Annotated in this window: 11 protein-coding genes and 1 pseudogene; 10 read left to right on the plus strand and 2 right to left on the minus strand. The window is 44.9% G+C overall.

The window, feature by feature from the left end; all coding sequences use genetic code 11:
• The 5 genes from lpxD to rnhB all read left to right on the plus strand — a co-directional run.
• Nucleotides 1–887, plus strand: an 887-nt coding sequence (lpxD, locus tag UXZ23_RS12760; RefSeq protein ID WP_320820943.1) for a UDP-3-O-(3-hydroxymyristoyl)glucosamine N-acyltransferase, incomplete at its 5' end; no start/stop codon positions are given.
• Nucleotides 887–1,351, plus strand: a complete 465-nt coding sequence (fabZ, locus tag UXZ23_RS12765; protein ID WP_320820944.1) for a 3-hydroxyacyl-ACP dehydratase FabZ — start codon at nucleotides 887–889, stop codon at nucleotides 1,349–1,351. The genes lpxD and fabZ, both read left to right, overlap by 1 nt.
• Entirely contained in the window at nucleotides 1,348–2,118 is a 771-nt protein-coding gene (gene lpxA / locus UXZ23_RS12770) for an acyl-ACP--UDP-N-acetylglucosamine O-acyltransferase (protein WP_320820945.1), read from the plus strand. The genes fabZ and lpxA overlap by 4 nt, the downstream gene beginning before the upstream one ends.
• Nucleotide 2,119: 1 nt before the next feature.
• Nucleotides 2,120–3,259, plus strand: a complete 1,140-nt coding sequence (gene lpxB / locus UXZ23_RS12775) for a lipid-A-disaccharide synthase (RefSeq protein ID WP_320820946.1) — start codon at nucleotides 2,120–2,122, stop codon at nucleotides 3,257–3,259.
• Nucleotides 3,249–3,887, plus strand: a complete 639-nt coding sequence (gene rnhB, locus UXZ23_RS12780; RefSeq protein WP_414491471.1) for a ribonuclease HII — start codon at nucleotides 3,249–3,251, stop codon at nucleotides 3,885–3,887. The genes lpxB and rnhB overlap by 11 nt, the downstream gene beginning before the upstream one ends.
• Here rnhB and UXZ23_RS12785 read toward each other — a convergent pair whose 3' ends face one another.
• Nucleotides 3,888–4,694: a 1-acyl-sn-glycerol-3-phosphate acyltransferase gene (locus UXZ23_RS12785; RefSeq protein ID WP_320820947.1), complete on the minus strand. Its 807-nt coding sequence runs from the start codon at nucleotides 4,692–4,694 to the stop codon at nucleotides 3,888–3,890.
• Nucleotides 4,695–4,797: 103 nt separating this feature from the next.
• Here UXZ23_RS12785 and UXZ23_RS12790 point away from each other — a divergent pair, with 103 nt between their 5' ends.
• From UXZ23_RS12790 to UXZ23_RS12805, 4 genes are all read left to right on the plus strand, one after another.
• Nucleotides 4,798–5,994, plus strand: coding sequence for an NAD(P)/FAD-dependent oxidoreductase (locus UXZ23_RS12790; protein ID WP_320820948.1), 1,197 nt, complete (start codon nucleotides 4,798–4,800; stop codon nucleotides 5,992–5,994).
• A gap of 355 nt (nucleotides 5,995–6,349) precedes the next feature.
• Nucleotides 6,350–7,717 carry an HD domain-containing phosphohydrolase gene (locus UXZ23_RS12795; protein WP_320820949.1) on the plus strand — a complete coding sequence of 456 codons (1,368 nt, stop codon included), beginning with the start codon at nucleotides 6,350–6,352 and terminating at the stop codon, nucleotides 7,715–7,717.
• Between the two features lies 1 nt (nucleotide 7,718).
• Nucleotides 7,719–8,273, plus strand: coding sequence for a heme NO-binding domain-containing protein (locus UXZ23_RS12800; protein WP_320820950.1), 555 nt, complete (start codon nucleotides 7,719–7,721; stop codon nucleotides 8,271–8,273).
• Nucleotides 8,263–9,204: a sensor histidine kinase gene (locus UXZ23_RS12805; protein WP_320820951.1), complete on the plus strand. Its 942-nt coding sequence runs from the start codon at nucleotides 8,263–8,265 to the stop codon at nucleotides 9,202–9,204. Before UXZ23_RS12800 ends, UXZ23_RS12805 begins: the two co-directional genes overlap by 11 nt.
• On the opposite strand, the gene UXZ23_RS12810 is transcribed toward UXZ23_RS12805, so the two are convergent.
• Nucleotides 9,188–10,867, minus strand: coding sequence for an alpha/beta hydrolase (locus UXZ23_RS12810; RefSeq protein WP_320820952.1), 1,680 nt, complete (start codon nucleotides 10,865–10,867; stop codon nucleotides 9,188–9,190). The genes UXZ23_RS12805 and UXZ23_RS12810 overlap by 17 nt on opposite strands.
• 302 nt (nucleotides 10,868–11,169) lie before the next feature.
• Between UXZ23_RS12810 and UXZ23_RS12815 the strand changes: the two are divergent.
• Nucleotides 11,170–11,997 (plus strand): annotated as a pseudogene (locus tag UXZ23_RS12815) (isocitrate lyase); the annotation flags it as partial.

The raw sequence follows: 11,997 nt of genomic DNA on the forward strand, positions 1-11,997 counted from the left end.
ACCGCTCTCAATTGCTGGATAGCAAGGCCGGAGCGGTTATTGTTCGACCAGAATTAGCCGATAGTGTTGCCAACGCGGCACTGGTTGTCGCTAATCCCTACCTTGCATTTGCCCGCACTACCCAATTGTTTGATAACCGTCCGATATTGCCTTCCGGTATACACCCAAGTGCTGTTGTAGCATCGACTGCTTCTATAGGCCATGACGTGAAAATCGCTGCCCATGTGGTTATCGGCGAACATGTCATTATTGGTGATCAATGTGAAATTGGTGCAGGTAGTGTTATCGGTGATCATTGTCAGTTGGGTGCTGGTTGTCGATTAAGTGCCAATGTCAGCCTTTATCATGATGTCACTTTAGGTGATCACGTTCGTATCCATTCAGGCGCTGTGCTGGGTGCTGACGGATTTGGATTTGCACCTAATCAAGGTCGTTGGGAAAAAATAGCCCAGCTTGGTGGCGTACGAGTGGGCAATAACACTGAAATCGGTGCAAATACTTGTATTGATCGTGGTGCATTGGATGACACCGTAATCGGTGACGACGTTATTCTCGATAACCAAATTCAGATCGCGCACAACGTACGAATCGGTGATGGTTGCGCAATAGCAGCCTGCAGCGGTATCGCAGGAAGTACTCAATTAGGCCGCAATTGCACCGTTGCTGGTGGCGTAGGCATAGCCGGACACCTAAAAATTGGTGATCGCGCTCATATTGCCGCCGCAGCGTTAATAACCCAATCCATAGGGGATGGCGAGATGTATGCTAGTGGTACATCGCAAATGCCCCTTAACGAGTGGAAACGCAGTGCAACACGTTTCCGCCAGCTCGATTCATTAGCCAAACGATTGCAAAAGTTAGAAAAAAGCCAACAAGGTAAAGCGTGATGTTTACTCACAATATTCAGAAAATTCAAGAAGTGATGCCGCATCGCTACCCGTTTCTGCTCTTAGATAGAGTGGTTGATGTCGATTTGGACGCAGAGGGTGGAGCTATTATTCACGCTTATAAAAACGTCAGCATTAATGAAGATTTTTTTAATGGTCACTTTCCGGGGCATCCGGTAATGCCCGGCGTTTTAACCTTAGAGGCAATGGCGCAAGCCGCTGGATTTTTAGGCGTTATGATGCAAGGCGATAAGCGTAAACCAACGACTATTTTCTATTTTGCTGGTGCTGATCATGTGCGTTTTAAGCGCCCAGTTGTGCCGGGAGACCAGTTAAAACTAGAAGCACGGTTGATTGGAAAACGCAGCGGTATTTGGAAATTTGATTGTCAGGCTATGGTGGATGACGAGGTTGTCTGTATCGCCGAACTTACCTGTGCTGAAAAAGATTTGGAGCAAAAATGATTGACCCAAGAGCAATTGTAGATCCGAGCGCGCGAATTGCAGATGGCGTTGAAATCGGTCCGTTTTCGATAATCGGTGCTGATGTCGAAATCGGTGAAGGTACAGTGGTAGGGCCTCACGTTGTTGTTCGTGGGCCAACGAAAATTGGAAAACATAATAAAATTTTTCAATTTTCGAGCATCGGTGAAGAGTGCCAAGACAAGAAGTACGCAGGAGAGCCGACCACATTAACGATTGGCGATCACAACGTTATTCGTGAGGCCTGTACTTTTCATCGCGGTACTATTCAAGACAATGGCCATACCCAAGTGGGTAGTCACAATTTATTTATGGTCAACGTCCACGTTGCCCATGATTGCGTGATTGGCGATCATGGTATTTTTGCTAACGATACCAATATGGCTGGCCATGTTAAAGTGGGCGATTGGGCGATTTTAGGCGGTAGCACGCAAGTACATCAGTTTTGCCAAATTGGCGCTCATTCGATGTGTGGTGCCGGTACGGTTGTTTTAAAAGATATCCCGGCTTATATCATGTCTCTGGGTTATCCAGCACAACCTCACGGAATCAATAGTGAAGGTCTAAAGCGTCGAGGCTTTAATGCCGACAGTATTAGCTTGTTGCGTAACGCCTATAAAACTATCTATCGCAAAGGGTTAACGTTGGCCGAAGCCTTAGAAATACTTCACCCCATTGCATTAGATGATGACGCTGTCGCTGTATTAGTGAATAGTTTAGAGAGTGCTACTCGCGGGATTATTCGCTGATATGCGTATTGCCATTGTTGCGGGAGAAACATCGGGCGATATGCTCGGTGCAGGTATGATTAAAGCGCTTAAAAAGCGCTATCCCAATGCCCATTTCGAAGGCATTGGTGGTCCTCTGATGCAAGCTCAAGGTATGGAATCTTTTGTACCTATGGAGCGCTTAGCCGTTATGGGCTTGGTTGAAGTACTCGGACGATTGTTTGAGTTATTAAAAGTTCGCCGCGATTTAATTCGTCGCTGGCGTGCTGATCCACCGGATGTTTTTATCGGAATTGATGCCCCAGATTTCAACCTTACGCTTGAGCAAAAGTTACGTGAATCGGGTATTAAAACGGCCCACTATGTGAGTCCTTCGGTTTGGGCATGGCGCGAGAAGCGCGTTTTTAAAATAGCCAAAGCCGTTGATTTAATGATGACACTATTTCCGTTTGAGGCACGTTTTTACCAAGAACATGATGTTCCGGTTAAATTTGTTGGTCATCATTTGGCGGATAGCATTCCGTTTGAAACCCCCGTTAAACCTGCGCGTGAGCATCTTGGTTTAGATTTGGATCGCCCTGTGGTTTGTTTAATGCCGGGGAGCCGTAATAGCGAAGTTGCTCGTCTTGGCGATTTATTTCTGGCAACGGCGGAGCACATGCTATTAAAGCGTGGTGATCTGCAGTTTATTATTCCTGCTGCAAGTGTTGACCGCCGTAATCAAATCGAAGCTATGCTATCGGCTCATCCTCGTACTCTGCCTGTTAAGGTTGTTCTTGGGCAATCGCAAACGTGTATGGCAGCAGCCGACACCATTTTGTTGGCATCAGGGACGGCAACGCTTGAAGCCATGTTGCTGAAAAAACCTATGGTGGTAAGTTATAAAATGGCGCCACTAACGTATCGAATTTTAAAGCGTTTAGTAACTCAGCCGTATATTTCTCTGCCGAATTTATTAGCCGGACGAGAGTTAGTACCAGAGTTTATTCAACACGAAGCGACTCCCGATAATTTAGCCGAAGCGCTACTGGTTAGGTTGGAAGACAGTGATGCGATGCATCAGTTACACGAAACCTTTCAGTTTATTCATCGTCAATTACGACGTGGTGCAGATGAAGAAGCTGCCAGTGCTATTTCGGAGTTAATCAATAGTGAGCGCTAACATCGAGCTCAACGACTTTGGTGTGGCGACAGACATTGAAGCCAATTTGCTAAAGCGTGGGTTGTTGTATTGCGGTGTTGATGAAGCGGGAGCGGGGCCCTTGTGTGGTGACGTTGTCGCTGCTGCGGTTATTCTTGATCCGAATAAACCGATTCCTGAGCTCACTGATTCGAAAAAATTAAGCGAGAAAAAACGTGAACGCTTATTCGATATTATTCGTGAACAAGCTCTCGATTTTTGTATCGCTCGTGCCACGGTCGAAGAAATCGACAGCATTAATATCTTAAATGCACGTATGCTGGCGATGACTCGTGCTGTGGCGGGTCTCACGTTGCCGTGTGAGCATGTATTAGTGGACGGTAATCGTTTACCTGAGCTAGATATAGAAGCGACTGCCATTATTAAAGGCGATGCTTTAGTTGCCGCTATTTCGGCAGCATCAGTCTTAGCGAAAGTACATCGTGATAGAGAAATGCTAGTGCTTGATAAAGAATATCCTGGTTATGGCTTTGCTAAGCACAAAGGCTACGGCACCGCTGCTCATTTAGAGGCGCTCGTCGCGCTCGGCCCTTGTGCCATTCATCGTCGCAGTTATGCGCCAGTCAAAGCTTTGCTTACCGATAATTAATTATTTATTGAACTGATTTGCTAAGGCGTAGGTACGTGAACGCAATTCATCTCGTAGTTCTTCTTCGCTGGTGAATTGTGCAAGTTCGTCGATTTCCAAACGTGCGCCTACACCAATATTCAAGACTGTTTTTTGTTTCTTTAAAAATTCGGCCGGTATTCTAACCGTACGTAACATCGGGTTGATTTTACCCATTACGTGGAAACTCATACTATTTTGACCAGCAAAGAAAATAGGGATAACCGGAACATTTGCCTGTTTAATTAAGCGCATACTGGATAGCGACCACGGTCGATCGACAACGCCTTTCTGCCCTGGGTACCAAGTTGATACTTCTCCCGCGGGGAATAGGCCAAGACCTAAGCCTTTGCCTAGCTGTTCGAGTGATTTTTTGGTTCCCCCCATGCCTTTTGGACCTGAGTTTTCAAAAGGATTTACGGTTATAAATAGGTCGGCAAAAGGAGCAAAATAACTGAGTAGAAAATTGGCTACAGCTCGAAACTCAGGACGACGACGACCAACAATGAGTAATAATATAATACCGTCAAGAAAACCGAATGGGTGGTTGGATACAGTGATGAATGGGCCTTCTTTAGGAATGGCAGCATCTAGAGCAGCAACATCAAAATTCACAGCCATGCCAAAGTGATCTAGTGCTTCTTCGATTAAATCAATGCCTTCCTTGGCATTCATTTGCTTATACACCTTGTTGAGCTCAGGCGCTTTTAGTAAATACAAAATGAAGTCAGCTTTGCGTGGTGACAACCCCGTAGCTTTTATCAATCCATCGCGATCAATCAATTCCATGCTGTACCTATTACCTAAAGTCGTTGAATCGCTGGCATAATAGCAGCCGTAAGCTGAGGAACAATAGTGAACTTAGCGAAATTTAGGGTGAGAATTGAGATCAATGGCGCTTCAGGTTGATGTGGTAATTATAGGTGCTGGTGCAGCAGGCTTGTTTTGTGCGGCGAATGCTGCGAAGAAAGGCCGTTCTGTGTTGGTGCTAGATCATGCCAACAAGGCTGGTAAGAAGATTCTGATGTCTGGAGGAGGTCGCTGTAACTTCACTAACTATTACATCGAGCCTAGTCGTTACCTCAGTCGTAATCCTCATTTCTGTAAATCGGCATTGAGTCGTTACACTCAATGGGATTTCATCGGACTGGTCGATGCTCATGGCATTCCTTGGCACGAGAAGAAGGATGGTCAGCTGTTCTGCAATAACAAAGCCGTCGATATCTTGAATATGCTACTGCAAGAGTGTGATGCAAGTGGCGCAGAAGTCCGTCTAAATACGAAGATTACAAGTATTGAAGTACTCGAAAATGGCGGCAAGGCGCGCTATCAGGTAAGCATCGAAGAGGATGATATTCGCTGTGAATCGGTTGTTATCGCGACCGGTGGGCCATCAATTCCGACATTGGGGGCCACAGGGTACGGCTATGAGATTGCCAAGCAGTTTGGCCTCAAGGTTTATCCACCGGTAGCGGGCTTAGTGCCTTTTGTCATAACAGATCAAACTAAATCTTTGGTGGAAACTTTGTCTGGCACTGCGCTGCCTGTGCAAGTGCAGTGCGGAGAGCAAAGCTTTAGCGATGATATGTTATTTACCCACCGAGGTTTGAGCGGTCCTGCGATTCTACAAATATCCTCATATTGGTCACCGGGTTTAGCGCTTTGCATTGACCTGTTACCCAGAATGAATGCTGGTGAGGCATTGCGCCAACAACAGCACGAACGCCCCAAATTAAAGCTACGAACTTGGCTGGCGGAACAGACTACACAAAAATTCGCTGAAGTTTGGCTTTCTGGTCATGGAGAAGCCGAACTAACGCTGGCTGAGTTGGACGGCGAAGCGATGGATGCTATCGCTAGTCGATTGCATGCATGGCAGGTAAAACCATCAGGCACCGAAGGTTATCGCACTGCCGAGGTTGCTCTGGGAGGCGTAGACACTGACGAGTTGTCATCGAAAACGATGGAATCGAAGTCTCACCCGGGCTTATTCTTTATTGGTGAAGTGGTTGATGTCACTGGTCATTTAGGGGGGTTTAACTTTCAATGGGCTTGGGCGAGTGCTTGGGCTGCAGCTGAATATGCTTGAAATCAGCAAATGGTAACTTAGATATGGTTACTATTTGTTGCATCGTGCGTCGAGAAAACGCTATTTGATCTAATATATAACCTAAAGTTTGCTCGAGCTCTCTATTTAAAGCTGAAATATCGCCCCGTAGTCGACATTACTGAGCTAACTCCCTTTTCTGACAAAAAAATGACTTGGATGTTTGATTCTATAGATGGATTTTTTGACATCTTTAGGGCTTCTTAAATCAGGATGTTTACCAGCCTCAATATCTTTATCGCTATATGCATATTCGGCATTAGCAACGATATGTTGAATCTGTCGTTATCTGCTTCATTGACTAGACTGAAGACATACAGTAGATGAGCCACAGATTATGTCTATTTTTTCGCATCCTAGTGTTAATGCTGATCGGATAGTAAGACCGATCGTATTACTTGTCGACGACGAGGAAAATATCATAAGAGCCCTCAAACGGACGTTGTCTCGAATTGGCGTAGATATCGTTAGTGCTCCTTCGGCGCGTGAAGCTCTCTATATACTTGAAAATACTGAAGTTGATTTGATCATCTCTGACATGCGCATGCCGGAAATGAATGGTGCAGATTTTTTGGCTGAAGTTGCCCAGCTATATCCCGACACCCTGCGCTATATTTTAACGGGTTATTCCGATATGGAATCAACTATTAAGGCCGTCAATGAAGGTTGCATAGCGGGTTACCTGACGAAACCTTGGGACGATATTGCATTGCGAGAGCTATTAGAGCGCAGTTTACATTCGAAGTTGTTAGAAGTGCGTAATCGCGAACTATCGGCAGAGTTACTGCAGCGCAATAAGGAACTTGCCGACCTCAATCAAACGTTAGAGCAACGTGTAGAACGACGAACACTGGAGATCAAGCAGCAATCCGTAGTTATAGAACAATCATTTAATGAGCTTAGTGTTAGCTATCATCATATGGTAAAGCTAGCCTCTAGTATTGCAGCAATGCGTGAGCCAGAGGCCGCACCGGCGGCGGGTTTACGAGCGCAATTGGCAGAAATGCTGGCTCGCGATATAGGACTGTCGGAGCAAGAAGTCTCAGTCATTCGGGATGCGGCATTGTTAGCCGAGTTGGGAAGGGTGAGTTTCCCCGACACCCTAATGGGTAAGGCTTACAGTGATTATAGCAAACTAGAGTTACAGATTTTTGGCCGTAATCCGCTGCATGCAGAGGCCGCGTTAATGGGTATTCCAGGTTTGGTAAATGCAGCAGCCATCGTTCGTAGTCAGTACGAGCGATACGACGGCTCAGGCTTTCCCGATAAGTTAGTTGGTGATGCGATTCCTTTGGGTGCTCGTATTCTTGCTATTGTTCGGGACTATATTGATTTAATTCGTGGGCGAATAAATGGCGAACATTTACCTGCCGCCGTTGCTCGCGCAGATATTCTCAGTTTTGCTGGTACACGTTATGACCAAGTGCTTGCTCAACGTTTCGTACAATTGAGTGCTGACTTACTTGAAGACGAATTTGCTATTAATGAACAGCGACTAGTAGCCAATGAATTGAAGGTAGGGATGAAGCTAGCCCGAAATCTCTATAGTGAAAAGGGAATCATTTTACTTACAGAGGGACACGAATTAACTGCAGGTCTAATTGAGAAGATCATTGAACTACAAGATATGTCAGATGAGTCTCTCGCAATATTAGTGCGAAAAAGCGTTAATAATTGTCATGGAGATGAGGAGGGAGGCGTTTAGTATGAAAGGTATAGTTTTCGATATTCTGAGAGATATGGTTGAAGAAAGCTACGGACTAGAAGGCTGGAATTCGATTTTAGAAAAATCTGGTTCAAACGGTTTGTATATATCTACTGAAAGTTATAAGGACGATGAATTATTCTCTTTGGTCGGAGCTGCAAGTGAAATTACTGGTATTGCAGTCAATGATCTTGTATTTAAATTTGGGGAATATATGGTAAGTCAATTTTATAGTCGTTTCCCCATTTTTTTTGATCGCTCTAAAGGCTTAATTGATTTTTTACTGTCGATTGATCGTATAGTTCATCTTGAAGTACGAAAATTGTACCCTGATGCTAATTTACCGAGCTTTAACTACCAAAAAGGTGATGATAGTTCTTTAACCATGATTTATCGATCAGAGCGTAAGTTATGCCGCTTAGCGGAGGGATTAATTTCAGGATCTGCCAAATTTTTTAATCAAACGTACACGATGAACCATGATCCTTGCATGCACCATGGCGCTGATGCTTGTCATCTTAAGATTCAGCTGACGGGAGAAGCAAATGGCATCTGATATTTATCAAGAAGCCTATCAGCGTGAAAAGTTGCTGCGTAAGGCCGCAGAACAGCTACTTGAGGACAAGTCTCGGGAGCTTTTTGCGTCTTTCGAGGAATTGCAACTCGCTCACCAAAATATGAAAGAAAATCAAAAGCTCATGGTGCAATCTGAAAAGATGGCATCATTAGGGGTGTTGTCCGCTGGAGTTGCTCACGAAATTAATAATCCTGTGGGTTTCATCTACAGTAACTTTTGCTCTATGTCAGAAGGTCTTGGAAATATATCTAAATTCATTCTTTCGATGAATAAAATGATTTCTGAGGCGAGTAATATCGCTATGGTTCGTGCCAAATGGACTGAGCAAATCCAACAATATGATATTGAATATTTAATGATGGATTTTCCTAGTCTGTGCGAAGAAACGATTGATGGTTTGGAACGAGTAAAGCAAATAGTTGCCGACTTGAAATCATTTGCCAGAGAAGATTCTGGTGCAATGGACCCTGTTAACGTTAATGAGTGTTTGCGGGCAGCGGTAAACATTTTAAGTAATCAAACAAAGTATCATGCGACAGTTGATGTTGAGTATGGTGATATACCTAAGACATTAGGTTATTTTGGTAAGCTGAATCAGGTTTTCACTAATTTAATTGCAAATGCCAATCAGGCTGTTCGCGAAAATGGACATATAGAAATTGCCACGCACTTTGTAAGCAACTGGATAGAAGTCAGTGTGAAAGATAACGGTCATGGTATTGCTCAAGAGAATCTAGAACAATTGTTTACGCCGTTTTTTACCACTAAGCCCGTAGGCGAAGGTACAGGTTTAGGCTTATCTATTTCACACGGCTTTATTAAAGAACATGATGGCGAAATTGTCGTGGAAAGTACTTTAGGAGTGGGCACTACCTTCACTGTCCGCTTGCCAGTTAAAGAGATTGTGTAGCTCGAGCGCTGCTTAAATCTTTTGGTGCGATCAGTGGTAATGCAACTTGCCCAGTGATTGTGCCGCTAGACAATAATCCTTCGGAGTTCGCTAGGTACTGCCAAGTGAAGCCCTGCAATACAACGCCAACTTCATCCCCAGCTTGCAGCTGAAATGACACTGCTGGAAATTCTTGTCGGTATAGTCCATCTCTCGGCAAGGGTAGATATTGATCACTTAATATTTCTATATGACGTTTCCCTGCTTTACGAATCCCCAGTGCTAAGTAGCCAACGCCATCGTGTGCGCTCTCGGTAGAAGTGAAATTCACATCAATTAAGGGAACACCCAATAGATCGATAGATTGGTCTGCACGGTACAAAGGAACAAATTTAGGACGAATAGAACCGCCCGTTGCTTGTAATTCTGTTTGGCTGGACAGAGGCCTAATGCTATCCATAAGGATATCGAGCGGATCGAGGATGCCCTCTAATAAGCCACTCGGGGTTAAATGAAAGGTCGTAGTTGGAATGACAAAGGAATCACCACCATAGGTTACTTGTTCAAGGTTTCGGCCAATATCGTCATCAAACGTTAAACATAGCCTAGGGATTTCTTGTGGTGGAGGGATGCCTTTAAGTTTTTCATCAAGCCAGTCCAGAATCATGGTCTGTGTATCGAATACTTGATCATCACACACAATCGTTTCTTGGGTATTAAAAATAGGTAAGCCAGACCAAGGCTGAATTGGCCAAAGTTTATGGCCATCTTGAATACCAATAAAGCGAATATCATGGCCGCTGGAGAGTGCACATTTTAGGTTGTTTAAGCCTTGGTTTAGTGGGAATAAGGTATCTTTAAAGCCTTGAATAAATAGAGCGTCAGCTTGGATGGACATCCCTTGAGCGCAGTACGTCATCGGACTGCGTCTATCCATATCAGCATCGACCTTATCGTTCATATAGCCATTGAATAGGGCGAGGTATTCCGGTTCTATTGCCATGCCAAAATCAAAACCACTACTGAAGGTACCGAGCAATCCTAACGTCCCACCCCACGCGCTTTTAACATGCCGGTTAGCGCCAAATGCGTCAGATAGATCCCACCATGTGGTTAGCGGCACAATGGCATCAATACGAGGATCACGCAGGCTCGCGTTGACAGCTGAGCCGCCGCCATAACTTTCGCCAACGGCGCCAATAATCGCATCGCCATTGTCGTCTTTGCTAATTCGAGGAATATTGGCGATGGCCCAATCGATCACGGCACTAAAATCTTTTACTTCAAAGTCTGGGTCCATTAGATGAATCTCGTCTCCGGACTCGCCGACACCGCGTTGATCGAATGAAATCATCCAATATCCGCGATGCCATGCGGCAATCGAGCTCGTACCCGATAGCATGAGCTGGCCATATAAACTGAGTGGGCGCGCCGCTCGTGTGCCACCAAAGCCATTGGTGTGCAATATAAGAGGGGCGTTCTCACCAGCAGCAAGCTGTGGCTGATAAAGTGTTAGACCTATCGTAGTGCCGTCATGGCTCTTGATAAGTATCTGCGTATAGTTTTCATTCAGCGCCTGAGTAGTAGAAGGCGAATCGAATTCAAATGACGCCGCGGTTAGCCACTGAAATACAATAACCGCTACTATTAACGTCGCTAAAACATACAAAAGTCGTTTAAACATCGTACTCATCTACCCAATTTAATATTCGCGGATCATATCAGTGTGGTCACTATAGAACAGCTGCTAAGACGGACATTCGCTGGGTTTATGAAGCTATGGACCTGAAATTAGCATGCAAACTGTGTGAAGATTGTCCGCATTCACACAGAAAATATTAGGTATAGATACTATTGATTTCAATTATGACTCGCGAGGCACTAAGATTCGCCTGTCCAAAACTTTAAACTCTTTGAAAGTCGAGCTTATAAGCACGAATTCGGGGAGTAACAAATCGCCCACCCACCCATTTGAAGGATTGACCTATGTCAGCTTATCAAGATGAAATCAAAGCGTTGAGCAGCGTTATTGAAGCAAACGGCAGCCCTTGGGCCGCTATCAGTGCTGAATCTGCAGCTCGTATGCGCGTGCAGAACAAATTCAAAACTGGTCTAGATATCGCTAAGTACACTGCAAACATCATGCGTGCAGATATGGCTGCATTTGATGCAGACAAATCTAAGTACACTCAGTCTTTGGGTTGCTGGCATGGTTTCGTAGGTCAGCAAAAGCTGATCTCTATCAAAAAGCATTTCGGTACCACTGAACGTAAATACTTGTACTTGTCTGGTTGGATGGTTGCAGCACTACGTTCTGATTTTGGTCCTCTTCCTGACCAGTCAATGCACGAGTAAACTGCCGTAGCTAGCCTAGTTGCTGAGCTTTACACCTTCTTGCGTCAAGCTGATGCACGTGAACTGGGTATGTTGTTCCGTGAACTAGACGCAGCTCGTGAAGCTGGTGACACTGCTAAAGCAGCTGAAATCCAAGATAAAGTTGATAACTACGAAACTCATATCGTACCTATCATTGCTGACATCGACGCTGGTTTCGGTAACGCTGAAGCGACTTACTTGATGGCTCGTCAAATGATCGAAGCAGGCGCTTGCTGCTTGCAGATCGAAAACCAAGTTGCTGATGAAAAGCAATGTGGTCACCAAGACGGCAAAGTGACGGTTCCACACGCGGACTTCCACAACAAGCTGCGCGCTTTGCGTTACGCTTTCCTTGAGTTAGGTATCGACAACGGTCTTATCGTTGAACGTACTGACTCTGAAGGTGCTGGTCTGACTAAAGAAATCGCTGTCGTTAAA

The sequence above is a fragment of the Thalassolituus sp. genome (assembly GCF_034111725.1).
Lineage (GTDB): Bacteria > Pseudomonadota > Gammaproteobacteria > Pseudomonadales > Oceanobacteraceae > Thalassolituus.

Excerpts from the sequence above, each read along its gene's own strand:
- fabZ (WP_320820944.1), top strand. The coding sequence starts at position 887 with ATGTTTACTCACAATATTCAGAAAATTCAAGAAGTGATGCCGCATCGC.
- lpxA (WP_320820945.1), top strand. The coding sequence starts at position 1,348 with ATGATTGACCCAAGAGCAATTGTAGATCCGAGCGCGCGAATTGCAGAT.
- lpxB (WP_320820946.1), top strand. The coding sequence starts at position 2,120 with ATGCGTATTGCCATTGTTGCGGGAGAAACATCGGGCGATATGCTCGGT.
- UXZ23_RS12785 (WP_320820947.1), bottom strand. The coding sequence starts at position 4,694 with ATGGAATTGATTGATCGCGATGGATTGATAAAAGCTACGGGGTTGTCA.
- UXZ23_RS12790 (WP_320820948.1), top strand. The coding sequence starts at position 4,798 with ATGGCGCTTCAGGTTGATGTGGTAATTATAGGTGCTGGTGCAGCAGGC.
- UXZ23_RS12795 (WP_320820949.1), top strand. The coding sequence starts at position 6,350 with ATGTCTATTTTTTCGCATCCTAGTGTTAATGCTGATCGGATAGTAAGA.
- UXZ23_RS12800 (WP_320820950.1), top strand. The coding sequence starts at position 7,719 with ATGAAAGGTATAGTTTTCGATATTCTGAGAGATATGGTTGAAGAAAGC.
- UXZ23_RS12805 (WP_320820951.1), top strand. The coding sequence starts at position 8,263 with ATGGCATCTGATATTTATCAAGAAGCCTATCAGCGTGAAAAGTTGCTG.
- UXZ23_RS12810 (WP_320820952.1), bottom strand. The coding sequence starts at position 10,867 with ATGTTTAAACGACTTTTGTATGTTTTAGCGACGTTAATAGTAGCGGTT.